Below are 23021 nucleotides of genomic sequence, written 5' to 3'. Positions count from 1 at the left end.
GGACACTTTAGGCCTTGAAAACCTTCAAGTAGCGAACCTTTTGCTTTGGATGAAGCAACGAAACCGGATCGAATTTGGAGACGGGAACCCAAATTTCCTTATTCAAGGCAAGCTCCTACCCTCGATCGCCCTAACTCGCGGGGAATACAAGAGGATCATGGCAAATCCGCAGGGTCACAGCCATATCTTCTTCCAAGGGCCAGTCCATGCCCCGGTGAACGTTGGCGGCTTTCAAGCCATATCAGGAGGAGACCTATCATTGAATCTGTATCAGCAGGTTGCGGAAGCGATCCGAGATGATGCAGCACTAGCGAGTCAAGAGGAACAGGCTGAAGCGGACGAGGTCGCGCTAGTGTTCGAAGAGGTGTCCGCAGGCGGACTTGATACAGGATCATTTCGTTTTAAGGCTGCCCGTCATTCGGTTGCGGATCGGGTCAATGCGGCCACCGGCTCCGCACTCGGAACCGGCCTCTGGACAGCAACCGCCCTGCTGGCGAAACATCTTGGTTGGATATAGGCATTGCCGCGTCGCGTGGCATTCGCGACGGTTCAACGTCTTCGCCATCTAGCCGCGCCCTCAGGCATCGAGTTTCCGACTCTCCGACCCGCATTCGACGGCCGGGCGAGCGCTCGATCCTGCTCTCACCGCGTTCGATCCAGAAGCAGAACGTCGATTCGGAGACCTTGGCGAGCTTCGCAGCTTCCGCCACAGTCAGCGGCTTGTCTGCTATGTTCGCCCCTGGGCACGCGTCTTCTCTCTACTCTACTCCCGGAAAACTCTCAGACTACCGTTATTAACCACCGACCGCCGGCCTTGGTTGGACTGTAATAACGAGTAGTACCAGCGGCCCTCCGGCGAAACTTGATCCTCCACTCGGCGGTAAGAGCCCGAGATCGGCAGCGCCTCTTAGCGGAACTCTGAATAGGGTCGCACTCTTGGTAAGTTATGAATGACCGTCAGGCTTTGATTCGGAACCTTGGTTTGAGTCCGAAACCTGGTTCGGTGATCCCTGCTCCATTCATCATTGGCTTGAATGCTCTGCGCCCGCTCTTCGGCGCTAATTCCTTGAGCCCTTTGATAGGCCTTTAAGGACCACATTCCCGCGCGGGACGTGTATCACCCCAACGGTGGTCCTTGACCTCGCGTCTCTGCCCGGATCGTCTTTGAGAAGCTGATCGAGATGGCAGCGTTCAGCCTGTCCTACCGGCAATCGGAAGACCGCACTTGCTCCGTGACGACCCTCCAGCACAGACGAGATGAGTGGACTAAAGCGGGGGTTTCGCCAACCGCGGCGCTGAGAGTTTCCGTGGCTACGACAAAATGCTCGGGCTTGACTTCACCAACGTTTCGGTCGATGGATGCATCGCTAAGGCCCCGAATGGCAGGGAAGCCGCCGGTCGATCTCGGGTGGATCGCGGTAACGGTGGCCTGAAGCAGGGCCTGATCGTCGAAGGCAATGACTTGCCAGTCGGATGCGTGATCACCCCCACGAATCGCCACGACTCACCGTTCCTGCGCCCGGCATTTGAGACCCGGATTCCTTTCGCAGATCTGCTTCCAGAGCAGATCACGATCCACCTCGACACCGGGTACGACAGCAGGAAGACTAGGGGTCTGACGGAAGAGTTTGGCCTGGACTCGGTCAGCAGCCAGACGGGCACTCTACTTCAGCCGGGCGAACGGTTGGGGGCCGACTGGCCCGTTCTTGAATGAATCATTACCGCAAGCTCGCCGTATGCCGTGAGTGGCAAATCAGAGCCATCGATTCCCAGGTTCAGCTCGTTAGAGCGATCATCGTTGTCAAGAAGCTCGCAACTGAGGGATGGTCGCGAAATCGCTGGCCGGCCGACCTGATAAGTGGAAATCGGCATAATCGAATCCCTTTCGCGAGTAGCAGAGGAGATCAAGATAGCCTGTCCCAATAATACAACATTCTTACTGCGCCCGAGTCGCAATTCGCTTACGCTTGAAGGATGCCGGCTAGGGGCGTCGACCTCATGCAGCTTCGACACATCTTCTACGCCCGGAAGCAGGAGTCCTGCCTCACCCACGATCAGCTTGCGGAAGCGTCAGGCATCAGCCGTACGACCCTTCTGAACGTAGCCTCAGGGAAGTACAACGGCGATCTCAAGACCTAGATGAGTCTCGCGAAGGCCTTCGGCGTCGGTATGGATGAACTGCTCGCGCCGCCTTGGAATGCATCAGGACACTGATCTGAGAAAATCTACAAGCCTCACTGACCCGAACCTATTTCTTTGATTAGCTTACTAAGCTGATATCAGGGTGCTATCAAACTGATAGCACGTCGTCTCATCGGAGTCGCGATTCGAAGTCCGGGATCAGCCTCAATCCCTAGTGATTACAAGGCGTCCCGACCTGCTCGACGCAGGATGGATGCATTCGCGATCAGTCTTCCTGCGGCCCGCCTCGCAGGGGGCAAGTAGGACTAGATGGGGCGCAACGACGCCGCTCGCAGCCCCATCTGCATCAAGCCGTTATCAACCAAATCCTCCGATTGGGGCACGAGAGGAGGGGGACGCTTCGCAGTTATTCCTGCATCTCGAGTAGCTCTACTCCATCAAGAGCCCAGTGACGCTGGCCCATCATGCCCGACCATTGCGCCGCTGACGTCAGGAAGCTGCTTGCCACAGGGTCGAGACCTAGGATTTCGACCCATCTGTTTGACCGACTACTTGACTAATCTGACAACATTCGTGCTAGCTTGTGACATGCGCCTCAACGAGACGCTGGTCACAAGAGTGATCACCTGGGATAGATAGGAACGAGATGAACGGCACCACTGCACTTCTGCAGAGCTCTACCTGCAACCTGGCGTCCCCGTGGGGCCTCAAGAAGCGTCCCAAGCCGCAGCCATCCAAGGCTGCTCGCTAGATCGTCGAGCATGAGCCGAGGGCAGGATTTCACCTGCCCTCGGCTCTGTCTTTGCATGCTTCGAAAGGTGACCGATGATGGAATATAGACTCTCGCCCGGCCTCTTGGCCTGGGATACTGGCTCAGGCCTAGGAATTCAGGGCCATGCATCTACTGCTCCGATGGTGATTACCCATCAGGGTCTTGGGGCTTGGCTGGTGGAAGAGCAGAACACTTTTGAGCCAAGCGTAGTACTCGAAGAATTGTGTGACTTGGAGCCATCGGAGGCTCAAGTTCTTGCGGATAAGTTGATACAGTCTGGTGTCTTTGTCGGTGCCGAGATGCGGTCCAACCATAGACACCATGAGGCAACCCGCGACTACCCCTTCATGGATATGAGCACAGGTCAGGACGCCTTGCGCGACGATGCTGCGATCATGCGAACCTACCTCACGAAGGCTGCCAACGGGCCCAGCCCATATCTGGAGATCCCGGCCTTTGCTGGATCTGAGTCAATTCCTCTGCCGCGCGTTGCGGACCTGACGCCCGATGCTATCCCGCATTCTGAACTTCAAAAGTTCTCCACCGTTATCGTCGGCGTCTTCGGTGAAATCTCAAAGACTGTAGCCTACGAGGATTCTGTGTCGAAGTATATGCAGATGCCGCTCCTGCATAAGAGCATCCCATCAGGCGGAGCCAGGCATCCTCTGGAACTGTTCATCCAAGTACGTGAAAGCCCCGTAGTCCCTTCAGGACGCTATCACTTCAACGTAAGACGGAATGAACTCACCCCGTTGAGTTCTCAGGGCGGCTATTCATTCGGCAGTGAGTGGATTATTGAACTTGAGATCGCAGCGGCAATCGAAAGAGACATGTTCCGATATCGTGATCCGCGTAGCTCGCGGGCAGTGTTTGTCGATGCTGGACATGCGGATGGTCAACTTGCCGCCTTGGCCAGTTATGTCAATTGGGACTACCAAAGTGCCGTCGATATCGATATTGAGTTCGGTTCCGAGTATCTAGACGCCTGCTGCCTGCCTCGTATTATGAAGGGAAAACTGTTCTCATGACGAAAGCTACGCAGATCATGCGGGAAGGCGTCAGCCCGGAGGAGATCCTGTTTCTAGGGGTTCCTGATTCGTGGTCGAAATATGACTGGCATCGACCATATTTGGAGTTCCTTCGGGCTTCGAAAGATCCCGATGCGGATAAACTTGGTCTCTTTGGACATCCGGAAGCAGCCGTGTCGATCATCAGTGGATACGATCTAGGTCGGGCACTTCGGCGTAGATCTCACGTCGCCTGGCAGCGGAATGAGCTGCCTGTGACGGCGATGAGGGAACTGATTGCTCAGATCTATCGAATTCAGGGCTCCTCTCCGTCAGTGTTCGTCGGTATTCGTACCCAGAATGTGCAAGGATGGAGCGACGGATGGTGGCTTGTAGATAACTCGCCCAGGCAGCTCCTGTTTTTCGCTGACTCAGAAGTTCGGTCCAGCTCAATGGTTCAAGGCCAATTGTGGGCGGACGGTGATGGGCTTGGTATCTTCCTTGGGGTGGACTGGGAGTATCACGCTTCATGTCGTCCAGATTCGACCTCGTCATACTTTCAGGAGCTTGTTGACGCGGGACGGTACGCGCAGACCCTGACACTCTTGGCATCAAACCTCGGCTTGGGCACCCGCATGACCCCGGCGCTCTCCGAAGCGAGGGTTGCGTCCGTCCTGGGGCTGCCGCCGGAACGTGATGTCTTACATTTCGTGCGGGTTGGCGTTCCGGCCGTGAACCCAAACCAGGCGATTTAGCCTCATGGACCTTAAGGAAGAGCTGAACTCCCGTGGCTATGCGGTGCTGCGCGGAGTGCACGACAAGGAACTACTTACGGCAGTCCAGTCGGCAGTCCTGGACGAGCTGATAGCCCTGGGAATCTCAGATGGTAAATTCGAAGCTGGACAGCCATATTTTGTTGCGGGCGAAGACGAGAATGTAGCTCGTGCCGCTTCCCTACCAATAATACGGCGTTCCGAACGCATCAGGGCCCTGACTGGATCCGAAGAGTTTCGAGTTTCCTTGGCAAAGGTATTCGGGGATGAAGTGTTCGTTCATCCGAATCGCTGGGTCCGTGCTATGCCTCCGGATTCCGAGGGGTGGGCAGTTGCGCCGAGTATCCATGCTGACTGTTTTGAGCTTCAAGGGTCCATGCGTCAAGTGACGATGTGGACGCCTGTGTTCCCAGTTACAGAATCAACGGGGAGTCTCCCTGTTTACGCATCGAACAATGGAAATCAAATACCAGAGGGACTCCGGTTGTCCAGCGACAATCAGTCGGGCTGGACTCTCGATCCGCCCACTCTAGGCACAAGGGCTGTTTATACCCTCGAACCCGGAGACGCGATCGTTTTCTACGCAACCACGCCGCATGGTGGAGCGGTCAATACAGGGAATAGCTGGAGAGTTAGTATCGAAACCAGGTTCCAGGCGTTCTCCGACCCGATCTGTGATAATGCGCTTCAGCCCTATGACGGTTCAACTTGGAAGGAAACACTATCGCCAAGAGCTTACGCCGAAGCCTCATGGATCACCCGGCATCCCGAGGTCGTCCAGTTTGATCGTGTTTGGGAAGATTGGCGCGCCTTGGAGGCGCTAAAGCTGGGCGCTCAGGGTGACCCCGAAGCCGTTCAAGCCCTGATCAACGCCCAGCTACACTCAAATCCATCGGTCAGGGCGAGAGCCAGCCAGATTCTCGAAGAGCAATCATGGGCGTAACGGGCAGCCTCGACATACTCAGGGACGCCGACTATCGGCGCCTCCTTCTCATAGTTGCATCAACGACCCTCGGCGAGTTCCTACTCGAATCAATTGTGTATGCATGGATCATCGCCTCAACCAACGCTGACGGAATTCGTCCAGTGCTGATCGGGCTTTACGTCCTCCTGTCGACTCTGCCACGAATTGTTGCTGGCGTCCTGGTGGGAGTTGTCGCCGACAACTCTGGGGCCAAGCGTTCCATAGTAGTCGCGAACTGCGGTCGCGCTTCGGCTGCCCTGGTACTTGGAATTGGGATAATTCCCGCCTACGATAGGGTGGCTGCTGGCGCCGCAGTTCTTCTTATTTTGGTTACTGTATGTTCGACGCTCAATCAGCTATTCCTAGCAGCACGAGCCAAGTACGTCCAACAGATTATCGCTCCGCCATTACGACCAGCTGCCGCTAGCACCTCGATGACAGTCCTCACCGCGCTATCCATCGGTTCGGCCGCCGCTGGGCCCTCCGTTTTTGTCCAAGTGGGGCTGGTCCCGAGCCTCGCCTTGATAATGGCAATGTTTGCGATCGGAGCCTTATTAAGTCTATCAATCCGGTCCACCGGACCGGACATGACGACAAACCCGTCGAGACAGAGAAAAGTCAATTTTTTCCGAGCTCTCATTACCGGCTGGCGAGTGTGTTGGGAAGTTTCGGCCTTACGGGCGGTGCTTCTTGGCGCCGTGTTTTACGGGATCCCAATGGGAATCAACAATGTTGCCCTAATTCTGCTCTGGGTGGAGACCAAAGGCGGAACAATCTCACAGTATGGACTCGCTTCGGCCCTTTTTGGCTTGGGTGCACTTTGCGGATCTCTTCTCGCTCCGAAACTAATTGTCAGGTGGCGCATGGTGCGGATTTATGTCTTCAGCCTTTCGATGCTAGGCGTTTCATATGTTGCTCTGGCCATTACCCCCGACTTGATCGCTTCATTCGCTCTCATGGGTATTTCAGGCGGCATCTTCAGTATCTTCGCTGTCGTACAGTCACCAATGGTCCTGAACTCTGCACCTACTGAAATGACAGGTCGGATTGCCTCGACAACAAACTCTGCATCGGCGCTCAGCGCCCTCGTGTCATCAATGCTGGCATCCGCATTCTTCGCCATTCCGGGTTCGGGATCGGTCATCGTGCCGAGTGCTGTGGCACTCGGCGGACTATCCACGATCATCGGAGGGGCACTCCTCGCCTCCGGACATAGACGAGAGGCCGGACTCGATAAGAAAGTCTCTGCAGCATCGCCGGACAAATAGATAGCACAGCGTCGAGGACTGTCCCCTGGTCGGCTGAACACCGCCGACCGCTTGAACTTTGCGACCCGAGACAACACCTCAAAGACACGGCCGAGATGTTGCCGGCGAAACTAAGGATGCGACTGTCGGTGCGGTGACCGACTCGCCGATCACCTGAATGCACGTATCTGGCACGCGACTGCGGATCATTGGCGCTTTCTAAGCGGACGCCAGCATTCTGGACACCCATCGGACGGCCTGCATCACGGCCTCACGTGATGCCTCAGTGTGGTCGAGGACATCGAAGGCGTGTTGGCCATCGGGGAGGTCGATGATCTCCAGTGGTGCGTCCTGATGACGGGCGGCGTCCGCAAAGCGCTGAACACCGGGAGCGAATTGCGGGGACTCCCGCCCCACACGCGTCAAGAGCATCGGTGGAGAATCCGGCCCTCTGAGCGCCTGAACCGGGCGGAAACGCGGATCCACACCCCAGCTCTCGTCAGCGTCAAGTACCGGATAGCTCAGGGCCAGGCATTTCAGCCAGGGTGGGGTCGCGGACAGCCAATCGGCGGCCAGTAGCCCTCCTCCCGAGAAGAACCACAAGGCGACCCGTTCAGGGTCCACGCCGGGCAGAGCCCTGGCCTGCTCCACCGCCAGCGTCACGTCTGCGGCGGCAGCCGGGTAGTCACTCGGCGAGTGGAGCCCATGGGTGAACATGACGCTCGCGCAGCCGTGGTCGGCCAGGAGAGCCGCGTAGCCGGAGAAGAGCACCGAGTCCCGCATGTCCTTCCCGGGCGGGATCGGGCCTCCATGGACCAGGACGACCATCGGCGCCGGGCCGGACTCCAGAGATGGCCTATAGAAGTCGAGGTCCGCGCGCCTTTCCCGGACGACCTCCGGCACAGAGATTACGAATCTGGCATCATTCACGGCGCAGTCCCCTTCTCTTGCTGCTCTTTCTCTTGCTGCTTTTGGAGTTGGTCGATGGCCCATGCCGCCCAGTCCCGCACCGCCCGGTCGGCCCGTAATCCGTACTCAGCCGCGAGCTGCCCGTACCCTTCCGGACCTGCCGGTATCCGGTCAGCATGCCGGGCCCTGGCCCTGGCCAGGTCGATCATCTCGGCATCGACATGTTCGATGAGCCGCCGCAGAACGGTGATCGCATCGGATGGCTCAAGGGCCGTGAGCAGGAACAGCCGAAGAACCGGTTCGTTGCGGATTTTCGCTCTGCCGACAGGGTCATTCATGAGCCAGGCCCGAAGTTCGTCCCGGCCTGCTCCCGTAGCGGCATACGTCTTGCTTCCGCGAGCGCCTTCACCGACGACCTCGATCAGGCCACGATCGACCAGACCGGACAGCTCGGTGTAGATGGCCGGATGCCCGGCGCTCCACGCGTAGCGCCCGAGGCTTTCACCGAAGGTCTTCGACAAGGAGTAGCCCGATTGCGGCTCTACGGCGAGCAGACCGACAAGGGCGAAAGCAAGTGACATGACCATATTCTGACATGTCTGTTTTGACATGTCGATAGCATCATTGAATGCGCAGCAGAGCCGGAACCTTCAGTAGACCGGCTTCCCGGGCTCGACGTCCCGGACCCAGGCGAGGACACCGCCGTCGAGGTGACTGACCTTCGTATAACCTTCCCGGCGGGCGGCCGCCAGGACGTTGGCCGAGCGCGTCCCGCCTTTGCAGTGGAAGACGATCTCCCGCTCCCGCGGCAGCTCCGACCAGGCCTCCCCTGCCAGAATCCGGCCCTGCGGAATCAGCACGGCCCCCGGGATGGCGACGATGTCGTGTTCGCCCGTCTCACGGACATCGACCAGGAGGAAATCACGGCCTCCCGCGTCCCGGGCCGCAAGCATCGTGGCCAGCTGGGTGGCGGTCACCGCACCCGCGCTCTCCAGATCCTCCGCCGCCTCTTCTTCGGGAGCGACCCCGCAGAAGGCCGCGTAGTCGCTCAGCTCCGTGATCGGCTGAGCGTCCGGGTCCTTGAGCACGTTGATCTGCCGCCACGATCCGCCGAGCGCGTCGAAGAGCGCCACTCGCCCCAGCAAGGAGCGGCCGACGCCGGTCACCAGCTTGATCGCCTCGCTCACCATGAGCGAGCCGACGGCCGCGCAGAGCATGCCGAAGACTCCCCCCTCACCACAGCTCGGAACACTGCCCGCCGGCGGTGCTTCCGGATACAGATCGCGATAAGTGGGCCCGTACTGCTCCCAGAACACGCTGACCTGCCCGTCGAAGCGGAAGATCGAACCCCAGACATAGGGTTTGCCGGCAATCGCCGCCGCGTCGTTGACGAGATAGCGGGTCTCGAAGTTGTCCGCACCGTCGAGGATGAGATCGTACTGGCGGAACAGCTCGACGGCGTTGCTGTTGTCGAGGCGGACACGGTGCTGCACCACTGTCACCAGCGGGTTCAGCTCAGCGATGGCCTGGGCCGCCGATTCCGTCTTCGGAAGTCCGACCCGGTCCACGGTGTGCATGACCTGACGCTGCAGATTGCTCAGCTCCACGACGTCGTCGTCCACCACACCGAGCGTCCCCACTCCGGCTGCCGCCAGATAGAGGAGGGCGGGCGATCCGAGGCCTCCCGCGCCGATCACCAGAATGCGCGCGTTCTTGAGCCGGCGCTGTCCCACGGATCCGATCTCAGGGATGATGACATGCCGGGAGTATCGCTCCAGCTCTTCGCGGCTGAGCGCCTCCGCAGGCTCGACGAGAGGCGGCAGGGTGGTCCGGGAATCGGTCGCAGACATGCCTCCAATCTATGCCGCGTGCCTGGGAGCCGTCATGTTACCTGCGAGTAGACTGTCTTCACGCCGTTCGCCGAGGACGGCCACGAAAGCAAAGGACGGAATGTGACTGTGAGCGATGCACGCCCCGGCGCTCGCACGGCGCGCCTTCCCCGGGATGAGCGCCGGGCTCAGCTTCTGCAGGCTGCGCAGGAAGTGTTCGTCGCCAACGGCTATCACGGTGCCGCCATGGACGAGATCGCCGAGGCCGCCAGGGTCAGCAAGCCCGTGCTCTACCAGCACTTCCCCTCCAAACGCGAGCTCTTTCTCGCGCTCCTGGACAGCCATCTCGCCGTCCTGACGGAGATGCTCCTGACCGCCATCGACTCGACCACGGACAACAAGCTCCGGGTCCAGGCCGTCATGCGCGCCTATTTCGAGTTCATGGCGAGTGACGATCAGGCCCACCGCCTCGTGTTCGAGTCCGGCCTGACCAATGACCAGGATGTGAGCGAGCGGCTCGAGACACTCAACCGCACCTTCGCCGACGCCGTCGCCCGCGTGATCGCGGAGGACACCAAATTGCCGATGATCGAGGCACAGTTGCTCGGCCGTGGCCTCTCCGGGCTCGCGCAGGTCAGCGCCCGCTATTGGCTGGAGACCGACGGGCGGCTCGACCTCGACGTCGCCAGCGACCTCATCTACCGCCTCGCCTGGCGCGGTATCAGCCGCTTCCCCAAGGAAAGCTGAGACCGGCCGCCCAGTCCGGCCGCCGTTCTGTCCGTGCTCCTTCGGCCTGTCCGTACTGCTTCCGCCGAGCTCGCTAGTTCAGTGCGAACTCGCGCATCAATCTCGCGGGCTCGCACCGAACTAGCGAGCTCGGCCGGACAGGACCTCTGGCACCGGACATTTGAGACACGACATTTAGGGCAGAGCATTCAGGGCAGGACGTCTGGCATCAGGACACAGGCACGCGTTCTCCGTGTTCGCTCTCAGCCATGCGGAGGGTCGCGAAGGGGAAAGACCCCTTAGGCTTGGAAAAGCTTGTTGACGCTCCGGTCCGCCGGAGCCAGTGAACCGCCAGGAGGCGAACGTGGAAGTTAAGATCGGCATCCAGAACGTGGCCCGTGAGATCGTCTTCGAGTCCGACGAGGACGCAGAGACCGTGACCAAGGCCGTTTCCGAGGCGCTCGCCTCCGGCGGCGTGCTTTCCCTGAGCGACGTCAAGGGCCGCAGCGTGATCATTCCCGCCGCCGTCCTGGGCTACGTCGAGGTGGGTCCGGAAGAGCAGCGCCGCGTCGGCTTCGGCGCCCTCTAGGCCGCAGGCGACCATGCTGTCCTTGATCATCCCGCTCCTCGGAGTCGTGGCGCTCGGAGCGCTCGCCTGGGCCGTGAACCCCCGGCGCAGCGCCCTGGGCGCAGCCCTTCCCGCGGGCGCCGGGGTATTGATCGCGGCGATCTCCTGGATCGTGTTCATCGCCTTCGGTCTGGGATACCTCCCCGGCTGGACCTGGCTGCCGTGGATCGGCCCGCTCGTGCTCGGCACGGCGACGGCTTTCCTGGTCTCCTTGGTGTTCGGCGCCCGCCGCGCCGCCACGGACACCGCCGCTCTGACGGATATCCTCCGGGCCTGAGCACGGCAAGAAGCTCGGCCCCGCCCAGCATTGCGCTGAAACACAGCACACCGCTGAAACGACGAATTCCCGGTGAAGCCGCGTCTTGAAGACGCGGCTTCACCGGGAATTCGCTGTTTCGGCCCAGTTGACCGTTTCGGTCTAGAGGAACTCCGCCCGGCCGGCCATGCTCGACGAAGCCAGGGCATGCTCACGCTTGGGGATCCGCCCTGCTGTTGCCGCAAGACGGCCCGCGACGACGGCGTGCCGGAACGCCGTCGCCATCCGCACCGGGTCCTGGGCCCGGGTCACAGCAGTCGCCAGCAGGACGGCGTCGCACCCCAGCTCCATGGCCAGCGCAGCATCGGACGCCGTCCCGATCCCTGCATCCAGCACCACCGGCACGGACGCCCGAGAGACGATCACCTCGATGTTGTGCGGGTTCAGAATGCCGAGCCCGGTCCCGATGGGTGCACCGAGCGGCATGACCGCCACGGCGCCCAGCTGTTCCAGGCGCAGTGCGAGCACGGGATCGTCGTTGGTGTAGGCGAAGACCTTGAAGCCCTTGGCCACCAGCTGTTCGGTGGCTTCCACCAGTTCGACGGCGTCGGGCAGCAGGGTGTGCTCGTCGGCGATCACCTCCAGCTTGACCCAATCGGTCTCCAGGGCCTCACGCGCCAGTTCCGCGGTCAGCACCGCGTCACGCGCCGTGAAACAGCCTGCCGTATTGGGCAGCACCCTGATCCCCTGGTCGAGGAGGATTTGGAAGAGCGAACCGTTCTCTGCCGGACTGTACCGTCGCATGGCCACCGTGGTGAGCTCGGTGCCGGAGGCGAGCAGTGCCGCGCCCAGGCCGTCCAGACTCGGCGCCCCACCGGTGCCCATGATGAGGCGGGAGCCGAGCTCCACGCCGTCGATCAGCAGAGGATCGTCGTCATGCATTGTCCGGGTCATCTCAGCCTCCCTGCACCGCGGTCACGAGTTCGAGTTCATCCCCATCGGCCAGGGCGGTCCCCGACCAGAGGCTCCTCGGGATCACGGTGGCGTTGCGGGCCACCGCCATTCCCACCCGGCGGCCATCCGCGGCCTGGCCGTCCGGCAGGATCTCCCGCCCTGTCACCCGGGCCACCAGGGCAGCGACGGTGGCGTCGTCCCCCAGCGTGTGCCGTTCACCATTGACGGTGATGTTCATGCGCGTGCCTCCACTGTCTGTTGCGAAAGAGTTCCTGGGCTGAACCGGTCCGGCCGGAATGCCGCCCACCGGTCACCACCCGTACCGTCGAGAAGCTCAAGCACCGCACGGGCTGCCACCGGTGTCAGGAGCACCCCGTGGCGGAAGAAGCCCGTGGCGATCACCAGGCCGGGCAGGTCCTGCCCGTCGGGGCCCCGCACCCGCCCGAGCAACGGGGCGTTGTCCGGCGTGCCCGGTCTGGCCCGGGCCGTCACTTCCTCCAGTTCCAGTTCGGCCACCGCGGGAACCAGAAGCTGGGCATCCCGGAGCAACTGATGGACGCCGCCCGCGGATGCACCGCTTTGTCCGTCCTCCCTCTGGGTGGCCCCGATCACCACCGTCCCATCCTCGCGCGGCACCAGATAGACAGGCAGGCCCCGCACCGACCCCCGCACCGTTGACGTCAGGAAAGGCTTGAGCCGTTCGGGGACTCTGAGCCTGAGGATGTCGCCGTGCACGGGCCGTAAGGGAAGACGCACATCGGCCGGGAGCCCCCCGAGGTCCGCTGCGGCAAGCCCGTTCGCCACTACGACCTCACGGGCCCACACCGTACGCCCGGAGGAAAGTCTCACGCCCGAAGCCCGGCCGGCCGAGGCCTCCGCCCAGAGGACCTCCTCCGCGCGCTCGGTCATGAGCGTCCCGCCGTCGTCCGTGAAGCGCTCCAGCATGGCCGCATGCAAACGCCGCGGATCGACCTGGTGGTCGCCCGGGGTGAGGAAGGCGCACGAGAGCTGAGGCGCGAGCAGCGGTTCCAGGCGCCGAGCCTCGCGCACGGTGACGGGCTCGACGTCGAGCCCGTGGCCTCGCTGCACGGAGCACAGATCTGCGAGCGCCGTCCGGTCGGCGGCATCGAAACCGAGCACCAGGGTGGGCGTCTCGCGGTAACCGCCCAGGGCCCCGAAAGACCCGGCGAACTCAGGCCACAGACGGGAGGACTCCACCATCAGGCCGAGAAGGGCTTCCTCCTGGTAGTGGTATTCGCTCACGGGGGCGAGCATGCCCGCTGCGGCGAAGGTGGCCCCCTGGGCAGGCTCGGGGTCGATGAGCGCGACGGTGCGGCCGGAGGAAAGCGCCGTCCAGGCGATGCCGAGCCCCACGATCCCCGCACCGATCACGGCGACATCGACGACTGGCTCCTGCATGCTTCCGTGTCCTTCCCTACGCCGGTACGAACCGGATCAGGTGTGGCGGTCGGCGCTGAAGCCCTCTCAGCCGTGCGAATGTGACCATCCGGAACCGGCTCCCGCAGTACGGCATCAGTCTAGCCGCTAGCCTTGAACGCATGAGTTCCGCAGCAATTGCTACACCGTCCCTCGCCTCGGCCCGTCTCTACGTCTGCACCGATGGACGCCGGGAGCGCGGCGACTTCGCCGGGTTCGTGGATGCGGCGTACGCCGGAGGCGTGGACATCATCCAACTGCGGGACAAGAACATCGAAGCGGCCGAGGAACTGGACCTTCTCGCCGCCCTCCGCGAGGCCGCCCAGCGGCACGGGAAACTCTGGGCCGTCAACGACCGCGCGGACATCGCGTCGATTTCCGGTGCACCGGTGCTCCACGTCGGGCAGAAAGACCTCCCGCTTCCCGCCGCGCGTTCCTTGATGGGCGACGACGCCGTGCTGGGCCTCTCGACCCACTCCCCCGTGCAGGTCGATGATGCGCTCGCTGCCGCGGCACGTGCCGAGACGGACTACTTCTGCGTGGGTCCGCTCTGGGCCACCCCGACGAAGCCCGGCCGGGCCGGCGTCGGCCTCGAACTGGTCAGCCATGCCGCTCGGACCCAGACCACCGTGCCGTGGTTCGCGATCGGCGGCATCGACCACGGCAACGTGGCTCAGGTCGTCGAGGCGGGGGCCCGCCGCGTGGTCGTCGTCCGTGCGGTGACGGAAGCACAGGATCCTGCTGACGCTGCACAGCGTCTCCTGGCCGCCCTGCCCGAACTCTGAGCAAAACACTGCCCTGGCTGGGAACAACTGCCTGAAAAGCCGAAGACCCCCGCGATGAGGCGGGGGTCTTCGGCGTTCCAGAGGAGTTGAGGGTCACTGAACCTCGTACTTCATGCCTTCCGGTTTGCTCGGCATCGCACAGAGCACGATCAGGATGATCCCGCCGACGTAGGGAATCAACGCCAGGAAGAACATCGGGCCGGGGAAGCCCGCGTCGTGCAGACGGCGCCAGGCGATGGCGAGGTCCGGGACCAGGAGGGCCAGACCGATGATGGCACCGATGATGATCAGGATGAGTCCGAACACCATGCCGCCGGTGAAGACGACGTCCGAGCTGGAGCTCGAGGTGTAGCCGTAGCTGTCGGTGCGGCTCACTGCGGCCTGGCTGATGATGCCGCCGAACAGCAGGGCGTAGCCGATGCCGATCGGAATTCCGGCCACCACCGCGCGGAAGAGGAACCACCACCAGTACTCACTGCGCCCTGCGCGGCCCTTGAAGTTGGCGTAGTTACTGAAGGCCAGCTTGATCGCATCGACGAATCCGACGCTGGGGCGGGGCACGAACGGTGCGTAAAGACCGCCATAGGCCGGCTGACCGTAGGGGCTCTGCGGCTGCTGCTGATACCCGCCGGGCTGTTGGCCGTACCCGGGCTGCTGCGGGGCACCGAATTGCGGCGGCTGCGGCTGACCCTGCGGCGTGCCGTACTGCGGCGCCTGCGGCTGCTGTCCATAGGGAGGCTGCTGCGGAGGTTGCGGCTGCTGCCCGTAAGGTGGTTGTTGGGGCGGCTGCTGCCCCCCGTTGTTGTTCTGCCAATCAGGTTGTTGCGTCATGGTCGCTTTCTCCCGTCACCTGCGCATCTGTGTCCTGCTCTAAATCTAGACCTTCAGGCGGCTCCCCGCTATGGGGACAAGTCCCCATTGAGCTGGGTCAATAGCCGTATTTCATGCCTTCCGGACTGCTTTCCATGGCCAGCAGTGCGAGGAGGACGACTGAGCCGAACGGGGCCAGCGTCAGCAGTACGAACCAACCGCTGTAGCCGGCGTCGTGGAGTCTCCGCACTCTGACGGCCAGTCCGGGGAGTAAAAGGGCGAGCCCGGCCAGAAGCAGGACGATCACGAGGATCACGGCCACCACCAGCAACGGGTTCCAGGTGAAGTCGGCGGTCGGGAGGCGGGAACCGGAGCGGGAACCAACCCGCGCGCCTTCGACAACGGAGCTCAGAATTCCCACCAGGAACACCACATAGGCGGTGAGGTACAGCACGCTCATCACCAGATACTCGAAGACGAACCACCACCAGAACTCCGAGTTGACCGCCCGCCCGTTGAAGTTGGCGTAGTTGCGGAAGCCTGACTTGACGGCCTGCGTGAAGGTGGCCTTGGGACGGATCGCGAGAGGCGGAAGCGGTGGCGGGCCCCAGAACTGCGGCGGCTGGGCGAACTGCCCGTAGGGGGCCTCTCCCCCGGAGGGCGGCCCTGTGGGGTACTGCGGTTCCTGAGTCATGGTTTCCTCCAGCGGTGATGGTTCGTCGATGTCCCTAGGCCAGTCATACTCCAGGCCGGCCCGGAATGGCATGGTCGCCGCAGGAATTTCGTGCGGCGACCATGCGGTGGCCGGGCGGGTGCTCAGACCTTACGGTCGAATCGGGCGCCTTCCGGTTTGGATTGCAGCGCCCAGAGGACCACCAGAGCGATATCTCCCAGCGGCACGAGCCAGAGAAGGAGGAACCACGCGCTGAAGTTGGCGTCGTGCAGACGGCGTGCGCCCACAGCAGCCGTCGGAAGAAGCACTCCGAGGGAGAACACGCCGGCCAGCCCCCAGAAGACGTATCCCATGACCATGGAGGCATTGGACTGGATCTCCACCTGTCCGGTACCCGGGATCTCCGTGTAGTCGCCTTCGGAGACTGCCTGGCCGATTCCCGAGCTGAAGAAGATGGCCGCCACCGTGGAGAGGACCACGACCACCACCGCGACGAACAGGAACCACCACCAGAACTCCGAGCGCCGGGCCCGGCCGCCGAACTTGGTGTAGTTCTGGAAGCCTGAACGGATCGCCGCACCGAAACCCATGCCTGCCGGGGCCGCGTAGGCGGTCGCAGTCGGCTGTGGGGCGCCACCGAAGCCCTGCGGGGCAGCGTACGACGGCGTTGACGGCTGCTGTGGCGCACCGTAACCGGGCTGCTGGAACTGGCTCTGCTGGTGCTGGCTCTGTTGGTACTGGGCCGGCTGCTGATACTGCGGCTGCTGATATTGGCCCTGCCCCGGCTGGCCTTGCTGCTGATACTGCCCCGGATACGCCTGTCCGCCCTGATACTGCGGTGGCGTGTACGGCGGCTGAGCAGGCGGCGCAGGCTGCGAGTACTGCTGCGCCGGATGCTGCGGCGGGCCGGAGTACTGCTGGGCACCCTGCTGCGGCATGCCCTGTCCCCAGCTCTGCTGCGGCGGAGCGGGTTGTTGCGGATAGCCCGGAGAAGTCGTCTGCTGCTGTCCCGCGGAGTAGCCTCCCTGCTGTGGGCTGAGCTGCGGGGGACGTGGAGGCTGCGGCGGCGTGCCCGGCTGCTGGTTCTGAGGCTCGGGCGAAGCGGGGCGCTCCCCCTGTTGTTCCGGCTGGCTGCTCATGGCGGAGCATGCTCCTGACTGGCCCAGGGGCCGTGATGTGCGGTGATGATTTGCTGTCAGTATGCCAGAACGGCTCCGACGGAATGTCGGAGCTCCCGCGCCCTGGACCGGGCGTTAGCCTGTGACGTGTGACGCACACTTGGATCCCCGTCTCAGGTCCCGCCGCACAGGATGGTCTGGCCGCGGCCCTCACCGCCCTACGCGAAGAACTGCAATTGCCCTCCGCCTTTCCGCCCGAGGCCATGGAGGAGGCCCTGCGCGCCGTGCAGGAACGGTCCTTGCCCGACTGGGACCGCACCGAGTTGGAACTCGTCACCATAGATCCGGCAAGCTCCACGGACCTGGATCAGGCGGTCCATATCGCGCGATCCGGCACCGGCTACGCGGTCAGTTACGCGATCGCCGACGTTCCCTCATTCATTCAGCCGGGCGGTGCCCTGGATGCCGAGTGCCGCCGTCGCGGGCTGACCCTTTACGCCCCGGACGGCAGAATCCCCCTGCACCCTGAAGAGATCTCTGAAGACGCCGGAAGTCTTCTGCCGGATGCCGAACGTGGCGCGTTCCTCTGGGAGTTCGCCCTCGATGGCAGCGGCGAGGTCGTCTCGGCCTCCGTCAGACGGGCGAGGGTGAAGTCCCGGGCGAAACTCAGCTACCAGGGTGTCCAGCAATCCATCGACGACGGCAACGCCGGCGAGTCTCTCATGCTCCTGAAGGAAGTGGGCTTGAAGCGGATCGAGCTCGAGCGGCAGCGCGGCGGTGCGAGCCTGAAGCTCCCCGCACAGGTGGTGGAGCAGGACCCGGAGACGGGCACCTACCGCTTGGAAACGGAGACCCCCTTGCCCGTCGAGGACTGGAACGCCCAGATCTCGCTCATGACGGGCATGGCAGCCGCTGACATCATGCTCCGGGCGAAGACGGGCATCCTGCGCACCATGCCCGCACCGGACGAACGCTCCCTGATGACCTTCGAGCGCCAGGCCGCGGCTCTCGGAAAACCGTGGAGGCGGACCGGAGAAGGATCCATCAGCTATGGCGAGTACCTTCGGACCTTGGACCCCTCACAGGCCAAGGACCTCGCGATCGTGCATGCCGCAGCCGCACTCTTCCGTGGGGCGGAATACGCGGCTTTCGACGGCGAGCTGCCGGAGAACACCGTGCAAGCCGCCATCGGGGCGCCGTACGCGCACACCACGGCACCCCTGCGGCGGCTGGTGGATCGGTGGGTCCTGGTGATCTGCGAGGCACTCTGCGCAGGGACGCCCGTGCCCGGCTGGGCTCGGGAGAGCCTGCACGAGGTTCCTGAGCTGATGAGGGCGGCGGACCAGCGTTCATCCAAACTGGACCGTGCCGCGATCGACACCGTGGAGGCAGCCCTCATGGGACCGCGGATCGGGGAGGTCTTCGAAGCGATCGTGATCTCAACGGGCAACGGGAAGAACGGAAGCGCCCCTACCGCCAGTATTCAGCTTCTGGAACCGGCCGTCAGCGCTCGTTGCACAGGCGTCATGGAAGCCGGGACCAAGGTCCGGGTCCGCCTGGACGCCGCCGACCTCGCCCGGCGCAGCGTCTCCTTCAGCCTCGTGACGCCGGAGGCTCCGGACGACGGTCCCGCAGGAAATCCGGGAAGCACGGCCTCGATCCCCTAGAATGGCTTCGTAGTCATGGATGCCCGGTCGTTGATTGAACTTCATCGTCCAGTCCGGACCCGCTCCGCGGTCCGGCACCCCTGACGGCCACCAGTTGGCTCACGCAGACCGCGATCGGCTTCCACCCCGTACTCCGCCTTGCCCTGCTCACCGCCGGGTTCGAGCAGCCCTGGCCGAATTCCGCCAAGGCACTCCCGGCGGAGCAATGCCAAGGAGGCACGCGTGAGCGAAACACACAGCCATGAGATCCTGACGGATCTCGGCGGCACCGAGAGCGTCGAACCCGAAGAGACCATCACCACCACGGCCGAGCCCCATGCCGAGGTCCAGAAGACCTTTGCGGACTTCGGCGTCCGTGCGGAGATCGCAGATTCCCTGGCCCAGGCGGGCATCCTGCACCCTTTCCCCATCCAGGCCCTGACGCTCCCCGTGGCCCTGGGCGGTCATGACATCATCGGGCAGGCGAAGACCGGCACGGGCAAGACGCTCGGCTTCGGCATCCCGGCGCTCGAACGCGTCGTCACCGCCGAGGAGGACGGCTACGCCAAGCTCCCGGTTCCAGGTGCGCCTCAGGCCCTCGTCATCGTTCCCACGCGTGAGCTCGCAGTCCAGGTCGCCAACGACCTGGCCACCGCCAGCCGCCTGCACAAGGTGCGGATCGCCACCATCTACGGCGGCCGCGCCTATGAGCCGCAGATCGAGGCGCTTCAGCACGGCGTCGAGCTCGTCGTCGGCACTCCGGGCCGCCTGATCGATCTCTACAAGCAGCGGCACCTGAACCTCTCGAACATCCGCACCGTCGTCCTGGACGAAGCGGACGAAATGCTGGACCTCGGCTTCCTCCCGGACGTCGAGACCCTCATGGCGGCAACCCCGGCCACGCGCCAGACGATGCTGTTCTCGGCCACCATGCCCGGCCCGGTCATCGCCATGGCTCGCCGCTACATGACCCGCCCCACGCACATCCGCGCCGCCGACCCGGACGACGAGGGCCTGACCAAGCGTGACATCCGTCAGCTCGTCTACCGCGCGCACGCTCTCGACAAGATCGAAGTCGTGGCACGCATCCTGCAGGCCCGCGGCCGGGGTCGCACGGTCATCTTCACCAAGACCAAGCGCACCGCCGCCAAGGTGGCCGACGAGTTGGTCGAGCGCGGCTTCGCAGCAGCAGCCCTGCACGGAGACCTCGGCCAGGGCGCACGCGAGCAGGCTCTGCGCGCCTTCCGCAACAACAAGGTGGACGTCCTCGTGGCCACCGATGTCGCCGCCCGCGGCATCGACGTCGACGACGTCACCCACGTCATCAACTACCAGTGCGTGGAGGACGAGAAGATCTACCTGCACCGCGTCGGCCGCACCGGACGCGCGGGCAACAAGGGCACTGCGGTGACCTTCGTGGACTGGGAGGACATGCCCCGCTGGGCCCTCATCAACAAGGCCCTGGGTCTTGATTTCGCGGAGCCCGTGGAAACCTATTCCTCCTCGGCGCACCTCTACACGGATCTCGACATCCCCGAGGGCACCAAGGGCCGCCTGCCCAAGAACCAGCGTGTGCTCGCCGGAGTCGATGCCGAAGAGCTTGAGGACCTGGGCGAGACCGGCAAGCGTCAGCGCAAGCAGCCGGCCGGCCGCCAGTCCTCTTCAGGAGGCCGTTCCCGCGGCGGCGAGCGCCGCACCACCGAGCAGCGCAGCGAGGATTCCTCCGGCGAAGGCGAGAACCGCCGTCGCCGCCGTCCTCGCAAGCCGGCCGGTGAAGGACAGGAGGCTCCCGCTCGCGAGCAGGCGCCCCAGACCGCTACGAGCGACGACGACGCGCGCCGCCGTCGTCCGCGCAGCCGCACCCGCCGCCGCAACGGCGAAGTCGTGAACCGCGCCGAAGGCAGCGCACCCGCGCAGGAATCCTGACGACGCGCATGCCCGGCCCGGCGCAGGCGCTGTGGAGCCCCGACGGCGGGAACCTGGTGGTCCAATCGGACAACGCCACGTTCCTGCCGTCGTTGCCGGATGGCTCCTTCACCCTCATTTACATCGATCCGCCCTTCAACACGGGCCGGGTCCAGCGTCGGCAGCAGACCACCATGGTCCGCAGTGCCGAAGGCGAGGGCGACCGTGTGGGGTTCCAGGGCCGCAGCTATCAGACGGTCCGGGGGCAGCTGCACCGCTACGACGACGCATTCACGGACTACTGGTCCTTCCTGGAACCCCGCTTGCAGGAAGCCTGGAGGCTCCTCGCCCCGGACGGCACACTGTACCTGCATCTGGACTACCGGGAAGTGCACTATGCCAAGGTGATGCTGGACGCGATCTTCGGCCGGGAGAGCTTCCTCAACGAGATCATCTGGGCCTACGACTACGGTGCCCGGGCGCGCCGTCGCTGGCCGGCCAAGCACGACAACATCCTGGTGTATGTGAAGGACCCGGAGCGTTATCACTTCGACGCTGCCGAAGTCGACAGGGAGCCGTACATGGCACCCGGTCTCGTCACGGAGGCGAAACGTCAGCTGGGCAAGTTGCCCACGGACGTCTGGTGGCACACCATCGTCTCGCCCACCGGCAAGGAGAAGACCGGTTATCCGACGCAGAAGCCCGAGGGTCTGTTGCGCCGAATGGTCGCCGCTTCCACACGTCCCGGTGACTGGTGCCTGGACTTCTTCGCCGGTTCCGGAACCCTGGGCTCGGTGGCGGCCAAGGCGGGACGCCGTTTCGTCTGCGTGGACGAGAATCCTGCGGCCGTGGACATCATGGCGCTGCGACTGGGTGATGCGGCGCAGCTGCACCGTCTCGTCTAGCCCGGCGGTCGCTCAGCGATCTCCGCTCGTCGATTGCCGTTCCAGGGCAAGCTCGTTGATCAGACGGCCCAGTCCGGCGGGGTCCTCGAGATGCGCCAGATGGCCCTGACCGGCAAGTTCGTGGACCACCGCGCCGGGCACACGCCCTTCGATCGCCTCGAATGCCGTGCCATAGGGTTCCGCGTTGCGGTTGCGCTGCCCGAGGATCAAATCCACACGCGCGGGGCGTTGTGCCATCGCTTCCGGTGGTGCGATCGCGTTGAGCGCCGCCAGCTCGGCATGCAACGGCTCGCTGAAGCGGCGCAACATCCCCCACACCCCAGGGTCGGCCCTGAGTTCGTCGACGTATTCCGCTGAAAAACCGGAGATCCGGCGGTTGACGATCTCGACGCTCCGGTCCCAGTCTTCCGCGGCCTCTGCGGCGTGCAGGGCTCCGAGCGCGTCGAGCGCGAACGGCCTGCCGACAGGTTCGTAGGCGATCACCTGCTTCACGGTGCTCCGGTCGGCCGCAAGCAGGGCTATGAGGCCCCCGTAGCTCCAGCCGAAGAGCGCCTCCACCGGCCCGAATCGGTCCAGGACTGCCAGCAGATCAGCCACCTCGGTGTCCACGGAGTACTCCGGTGTGAGCGGGCCCGACGGGGCACGTCCTCGCCGGTTCAGGACCATCACCGACGGCCAGGCGTCGATGACCGCTGCAACCTCGCTCCAGGAGCGTGCGTCACTCATCACGCCCGGCACCATGAGAAGCCCTGGGGTTCCGGGTTCGCCGTACACATCCACCGTGACCCAGCTGGCGCCGTCGACCGTCAATACATTCTGTATCGTTTGCTCCATAAATTTATTATGGAGCAAACGATCTATAATGCAAGGGTGTCTCCCAGCAACCGCGGACGGCCCCCGGCCTTCGAACGTGATCAGGCAATCCTGGGTGCCGCACGGCTGTTCTGGCGCTACGGATACTCGGGAACGTCGACGCGGGCCCTCACCGCCGGACTCGGGCTCTCGACCTCAAGCCTCTACTCCGCTTTCGGCAGCAAGGCCGGGCTCTTCGAGGAGGCCGTGCGGAACTACGCGGAGCACTACCGGGAGATCTACCGGCAGGCTGTCGCGGAACGCGACATCGCAGACGTCATCGAGCGGGTCCTCCTCGATTCGGTCCTCGAATTCACACAGGACACGGATTCCCATCCCGGCTGCCTCATCAGCAGCGCCGCCATGGCTGACACCACCGACACTCTTGATACCAAGGCCTACATCGCCGATCTGCAGGACTCCAACGCCGAGGCGCTGCGGGCACGCATCGACGAGGCCATCCGGGATGGGCAGCTGAGCTCCGGCACGGACCCGGGCGCGCTCACCGGTCTCATCCAGGCCGTCTGGCACGGCTTGTCAGCACAATCCAATCTCGGCGTGACACGTCAGGAACTGCTGGAAACGGCCAGGCTGGCCCACGGTCTGATCGTGCAACGGCTCGCGCCGCACGCCGGCTGACGCGGCAGCAGACGGCACCCCCTCATCGGCGGACCGGCCGAAGC

The 23021-nt window shown here is 63.6% G+C and carries 26 protein-coding genes and 1 riboswitch; of the genes, 15 read left to right on the top strand and 11 right to left on the bottom strand.

The features are described 5' to 3' along the window. Nucleotides 1–157 precede the first annotated feature (157 nt). Complete coding sequence (locus ACIPXZ_RS01910) at nucleotides 158–517, top strand: hypothetical protein (RefSeq protein ID WP_400590614.1); 360 nt, start codon at nucleotides 158–160, stop codon at nucleotides 515–517. Here ACIPXZ_RS01910 and ACIPXZ_RS01905 read toward each other — a convergent pair. Next, nucleotides 435–710 carry a hypothetical protein gene (locus tag ACIPXZ_RS01905; protein ID WP_400590436.1) on the bottom strand — a complete coding sequence of 92 codons (276 nt, stop codon included), beginning with the start codon at nucleotides 708–710 and terminating at the stop codon, nucleotides 435–437. The genes ACIPXZ_RS01910 and ACIPXZ_RS01905 overlap by 83 nt on opposite strands. Nucleotides 711–1321: 611 nt before the next feature. On the opposite strand from ACIPXZ_RS01905, the gene ACIPXZ_RS01900 reads away from it, so the two are divergent. The 6 genes from ACIPXZ_RS01900 (at nucleotide 1322) to ACIPXZ_RS01875 (ending at nucleotide 6926) form a co-directional block, all read left to right on the top strand. Further along, the gene (locus ACIPXZ_RS01900; RefSeq protein ID WP_400590435.1) at nucleotides 1322–1714 is read left to right on the top strand and encodes a hypothetical protein; all 393 of its coding nucleotides are present in this window, start codon (nucleotides 1322–1324) and stop codon (nucleotides 1712–1714) included. Between the two features lie 284 nt (nucleotides 1715–1998). Beyond that, a complete protein-coding gene (locus ACIPXZ_RS01895; protein ID WP_400590434.1) occupies nucleotides 1999–2139 on the top strand; it encodes a hypothetical protein in 141 nt (46 codons plus the stop codon). Nucleotides 2140–3054: 915 nt separating this feature from the next. Continuing rightward, complete coding sequence (locus ACIPXZ_RS01890; protein ID WP_400590433.1) at nucleotides 3055–3942, top strand: hypothetical protein; 888 nt, start codon at nucleotides 3055–3057, stop codon at nucleotides 3940–3942. Beyond that, a complete protein-coding gene (locus ACIPXZ_RS01885; RefSeq protein ID WP_400590432.1) occupies nucleotides 3939–4676 on the top strand; it encodes a nitroreductase family protein in 738 nt (245 codons plus the stop codon). Before ACIPXZ_RS01890 ends, ACIPXZ_RS01885 begins: the two co-directional genes overlap by 4 nt. A gap of 4 nt (nucleotides 4677–4680) precedes the next feature. Beyond that, nucleotides 4681–5637 carry a phytanoyl-CoA dioxygenase family protein gene (locus ACIPXZ_RS01880; RefSeq protein ID WP_400590431.1) on the top strand — a complete coding sequence of 319 codons (957 nt, stop codon included), beginning with the start codon at nucleotides 4681–4683 and terminating at the stop codon, nucleotides 5635–5637. Continuing rightward, complete coding sequence (locus tag ACIPXZ_RS01875) at nucleotides 5628–6926, top strand: MFS transporter (protein WP_400590430.1); 1299 nt, start codon at nucleotides 5628–5630, stop codon at nucleotides 6924–6926. Before ACIPXZ_RS01880 ends, ACIPXZ_RS01875 begins: the two co-directional genes overlap by 10 nt. Before the next feature lie 198 nt (nucleotides 6927–7124). Here the strand turns inward: ACIPXZ_RS01875 and ACIPXZ_RS01870 are convergent, their stop codons facing one another. From ACIPXZ_RS01870 to moeB, 3 genes are read right to left on the bottom strand one after another with little or no spacing between them, the layout of a single operon-like run. Then, nucleotides 7125–7835, bottom strand: coding sequence for an alpha/beta hydrolase (locus tag ACIPXZ_RS01870; RefSeq protein ID WP_400590429.1), 711 nt, complete (start codon nucleotides 7833–7835; stop codon nucleotides 7125–7127). Continuing rightward, a complete protein-coding gene (locus tag ACIPXZ_RS01865) occupies nucleotides 7832–8425 on the bottom strand; it encodes a PadR family transcriptional regulator (protein ID WP_400590428.1) in 594 nt (197 codons plus the stop codon). The genes ACIPXZ_RS01870 and ACIPXZ_RS01865 overlap by 4 nt, the downstream gene beginning before the upstream one ends. Nucleotides 8426–8464: 39 nt before the next feature. After that, nucleotides 8465–9664: a molybdopterin-synthase adenylyltransferase MoeB gene (moeB, locus tag ACIPXZ_RS01860; RefSeq protein WP_400590427.1), complete on the bottom strand. Its 1200-nt coding sequence runs from the start codon at nucleotides 9662–9664 to the stop codon at nucleotides 8465–8467. Nucleotides 9665–9766: 102 nt separating this feature from the next. Here moeB and ACIPXZ_RS01855 point away from each other — a divergent pair, with 102 nt between their 5' ends. The 3 genes from ACIPXZ_RS01855 to ACIPXZ_RS01845 all read left to right on the top strand — a co-directional run bounded on the left by ACIPXZ_RS01855 (nucleotide 9767) and on the right by ACIPXZ_RS01845 (nucleotide 11274). Further along, nucleotides 9767–10390, top strand: a complete 624-nt coding sequence (locus ACIPXZ_RS01855; protein ID WP_400590426.1) for a TetR/AcrR family transcriptional regulator — start codon at nucleotides 9767–9769, stop codon at nucleotides 10388–10390. A 343-nt stretch (nucleotides 10391–10733) separates the two neighbouring features. Next, the gene (locus tag ACIPXZ_RS01850; RefSeq protein WP_400590425.1) at nucleotides 10734–10958 is read left to right on the top strand and encodes a DUF3107 domain-containing protein; all 225 of its coding nucleotides are present in this window, start codon (nucleotides 10734–10736) and stop codon (nucleotides 10956–10958) included. A 13-nt stretch (nucleotides 10959–10971) separates the two neighbouring features. Further along, on the top strand, nucleotides 10972–11274 hold the full coding sequence (locus ACIPXZ_RS01845; protein WP_400590424.1) for a hypothetical protein: 303 nt from the start codon (nucleotides 10972–10974) through the stop codon (nucleotides 11272–11274). Between the two features lie 141 nt (nucleotides 11275–11415). Here the strand turns inward: ACIPXZ_RS01845 and ACIPXZ_RS01840 are convergent, their stop codons facing one another. The 3 genes from ACIPXZ_RS01840 to thiO all read right to left on the bottom strand — a co-directional run bounded on the left by ACIPXZ_RS01840 (nucleotide 11416) and on the right by thiO (nucleotide 13626). Beyond that, complete coding sequence (locus tag ACIPXZ_RS01840; RefSeq protein WP_400590423.1) at nucleotides 11416–12207, bottom strand: thiazole synthase; 792 nt, start codon at nucleotides 12205–12207, stop codon at nucleotides 11416–11418. Nucleotide 12208: 1 nt separating this feature from the next. Further along, nucleotides 12209–12445: a sulfur carrier protein ThiS gene (gene thiS, locus ACIPXZ_RS01835; protein ID WP_400590422.1), complete on the bottom strand. Its 237-nt coding sequence runs from the start codon at nucleotides 12443–12445 to the stop codon at nucleotides 12209–12211. Beyond that, complete coding sequence (gene thiO, locus ACIPXZ_RS01830) at nucleotides 12442–13626, bottom strand: glycine oxidase ThiO (RefSeq protein ID WP_400590421.1); 1185 nt, start codon at nucleotides 13624–13626, stop codon at nucleotides 12442–12444. The genes thiS and thiO overlap by 4 nt, the downstream gene beginning before the upstream one ends. Beyond that, nucleotides 13623–13741, bottom strand: a riboswitch (TPP riboswitch). Its footprint overlaps the gene before it by 4 nt. A gap of 25 nt (nucleotides 13742–13766) precedes the next feature. Here thiO and thiE point away from each other — a divergent pair. After that, on the top strand, nucleotides 13767–14429 hold the full coding sequence (gene thiE / locus ACIPXZ_RS01825; RefSeq protein ID WP_400590420.1) for a thiamine phosphate synthase: 663 nt from the start codon (nucleotides 13767–13769) through the stop codon (nucleotides 14427–14429). Nucleotides 14430–14522: 93 nt separating this feature from the next. On the opposite strand, the gene ACIPXZ_RS01820 is transcribed toward thiE, so the two are convergent. The 3 genes from ACIPXZ_RS01820 to ACIPXZ_RS01810 form a co-directional block, all read right to left on the bottom strand. After that, nucleotides 14523–15260 (bottom strand): DUF805 domain-containing protein, encoded by a 738-nt coding sequence (locus tag ACIPXZ_RS01820; RefSeq protein WP_400590419.1) that lies wholly within the window; start codon nucleotides 15258–15260, stop codon nucleotides 14523–14525. A gap of 97 nt (nucleotides 15261–15357) precedes the next feature. Continuing rightward, nucleotides 15358–15933 carry a DUF805 domain-containing protein gene (locus ACIPXZ_RS01815; RefSeq protein ID WP_400590418.1) on the bottom strand — a complete coding sequence of 192 codons (576 nt, stop codon included), beginning with the start codon at nucleotides 15931–15933 and terminating at the stop codon, nucleotides 15358–15360. A 122-nt stretch (nucleotides 15934–16055) separates the two neighbouring features. Further along, nucleotides 16056–17051, bottom strand: coding sequence for a DUF805 domain-containing protein (locus tag ACIPXZ_RS01810; protein WP_400590417.1), 996 nt, complete (start codon nucleotides 17049–17051; stop codon nucleotides 16056–16058). Nucleotides 17052–17179: 128 nt separating this feature from the next. Between ACIPXZ_RS01810 and ACIPXZ_RS01805 the strand changes: the two genes are divergently transcribed. The 3 genes from ACIPXZ_RS01805 (at nucleotide 17180) to ACIPXZ_RS01795 (ending at nucleotide 21486) form a co-directional block, all read left to right on the top strand. Further along, nucleotides 17180–18697, top strand: coding sequence for an RNB domain-containing ribonuclease (locus ACIPXZ_RS01805; RefSeq protein WP_400590416.1), 1518 nt, complete (start codon nucleotides 17180–17182; stop codon nucleotides 18695–18697). A gap of 222 nt (nucleotides 18698–18919) precedes the next feature. Then, a complete protein-coding gene (locus ACIPXZ_RS01800) occupies nucleotides 18920–20602 on the top strand; it encodes a DEAD/DEAH box helicase (protein ID WP_400590415.1) in 1683 nt (560 codons plus the stop codon). Nucleotides 20603–20610: 8 nt separating this feature from the next. After that, the gene (locus ACIPXZ_RS01795; RefSeq protein WP_400590414.1) at nucleotides 20611–21486 is read left to right on the top strand and encodes a DNA-methyltransferase; all 876 of its coding nucleotides are present in this window, start codon (nucleotides 20611–20613) and stop codon (nucleotides 21484–21486) included. A gap of 12 nt (nucleotides 21487–21498) precedes the next feature. Here ACIPXZ_RS01795 and ACIPXZ_RS01790 read toward each other — a convergent pair whose 3' ends face one another. Next, on the bottom strand, nucleotides 21499–22320 hold the full coding sequence (locus ACIPXZ_RS01790) for an alpha/beta fold hydrolase (protein ID WP_400590413.1): 822 nt from the start codon (nucleotides 22318–22320) through the stop codon (nucleotides 21499–21501). A 36-nt stretch (nucleotides 22321–22356) separates the two neighbouring features. Here ACIPXZ_RS01790 and ACIPXZ_RS01785 point away from each other — a divergent pair, with 36 nt between their 5' ends. After that, a complete protein-coding gene (locus ACIPXZ_RS01785; RefSeq protein ID WP_400590412.1) occupies nucleotides 22357–22977 on the top strand; it encodes a TetR/AcrR family transcriptional regulator in 621 nt (206 codons plus the stop codon). The last annotated feature ends 44 nt before the right edge of the window (nucleotides 22978–23021 follow it).

Source organism: Arthrobacter sp. NPDC090010 (assembly GCF_044748305.1).
Taxonomy (GTDB): domain Bacteria; phylum Actinomycetota; class Actinomycetes; order Actinomycetales; family Micrococcaceae; genus Arthrobacter_E.
This window is presented reverse-complemented; position numbering and strand designations above follow the sequence as displayed.

Excerpts from the sequence above, each read along its gene's own strand:
- ACIPXZ_RS01910 (WP_400590614.1), top strand. The coding sequence starts at position 158 with ATGGCAAATCCGCAGGGTCACAGCCATATCTTCTTCCAAGGGCCAGTC.
- ACIPXZ_RS01900 (WP_400590435.1), top strand. The coding sequence starts at position 1,322 with ATGCTCGGGCTTGACTTCACCAACGTTTCGGTCGATGGATGCATCGCT.
- ACIPXZ_RS01895 (WP_400590434.1), top strand. The coding sequence starts at position 1,999 with ATGCAGCTTCGACACATCTTCTACGCCCGGAAGCAGGAGTCCTGCCTC.
- ACIPXZ_RS01890 (WP_400590433.1), top strand. The coding sequence starts at position 3,055 with ATGGTGATTACCCATCAGGGTCTTGGGGCTTGGCTGGTGGAAGAGCAG.
- ACIPXZ_RS01885 (WP_400590432.1), top strand. The coding sequence starts at position 3,939 with ATGACGAAAGCTACGCAGATCATGCGGGAAGGCGTCAGCCCGGAGGAG.
- ACIPXZ_RS01880 (WP_400590431.1), top strand. The coding sequence starts at position 4,681 with ATGGACCTTAAGGAAGAGCTGAACTCCCGTGGCTATGCGGTGCTGCGC.
- ACIPXZ_RS01875 (WP_400590430.1), top strand. The coding sequence starts at position 5,628 with ATGGGCGTAACGGGCAGCCTCGACATACTCAGGGACGCCGACTATCGG.
- ACIPXZ_RS01865 (WP_400590428.1), bottom strand. The coding sequence starts at position 8,425 with ATGTCAAAACAGACATGTCAGAATATGGTCATGTCACTTGCTTTCGCC.
- moeB (WP_400590427.1), bottom strand. The coding sequence starts at position 9,664 with ATGTCTGCGACCGATTCCCGGACCACCCTGCCGCCTCTCGTCGAGCCT.
- ACIPXZ_RS01845 (WP_400590424.1), top strand. The coding sequence starts at position 10,972 with ATGCTGTCCTTGATCATCCCGCTCCTCGGAGTCGTGGCGCTCGGAGCG.
- ACIPXZ_RS01840 (WP_400590423.1), bottom strand. The coding sequence starts at position 12,207 with ATGACCCGGACAATGCATGACGACGATCCTCTGCTGATCGACGGCGTG.
- thiS (WP_400590422.1), bottom strand. The coding sequence starts at position 12,445 with ATGAACATCACCGTCAATGGTGAACGGCACACGCTGGGGGACGACGCC.
- thiO (WP_400590421.1), bottom strand. The coding sequence starts at position 13,626 with ATGCAGGAGCCAGTCGTCGATGTCGCCGTGATCGGTGCGGGGATCGTG.
- thiE (WP_400590420.1), top strand. The coding sequence starts at position 13,767 with ATGAGTTCCGCAGCAATTGCTACACCGTCCCTCGCCTCGGCCCGTCTC.
- ACIPXZ_RS01820 (WP_400590419.1), bottom strand. The coding sequence starts at position 15,260 with ATGACGCAACAACCTGATTGGCAGAACAACAACGGGGGGCAGCAGCCG.
- ACIPXZ_RS01815 (WP_400590418.1), bottom strand. The coding sequence starts at position 15,933 with ATGACTCAGGAACCGCAGTACCCCACAGGGCCGCCCTCCGGGGGAGAG.
- ACIPXZ_RS01810 (WP_400590417.1), bottom strand. The coding sequence starts at position 17,051 with ATGAGCAGCCAGCCGGAACAACAGGGGGAGCGCCCCGCTTCGCCCGAG.
- ACIPXZ_RS01795 (WP_400590414.1), top strand. The coding sequence starts at position 20,611 with ATGCCCGGCCCGGCGCAGGCGCTGTGGAGCCCCGACGGCGGGAACCTG.
- ACIPXZ_RS01790 (WP_400590413.1), bottom strand. The coding sequence starts at position 22,320 with ATGGAGCAAACGATACAGAATGTATTGACGGTCGACGGCGCCAGCTGG.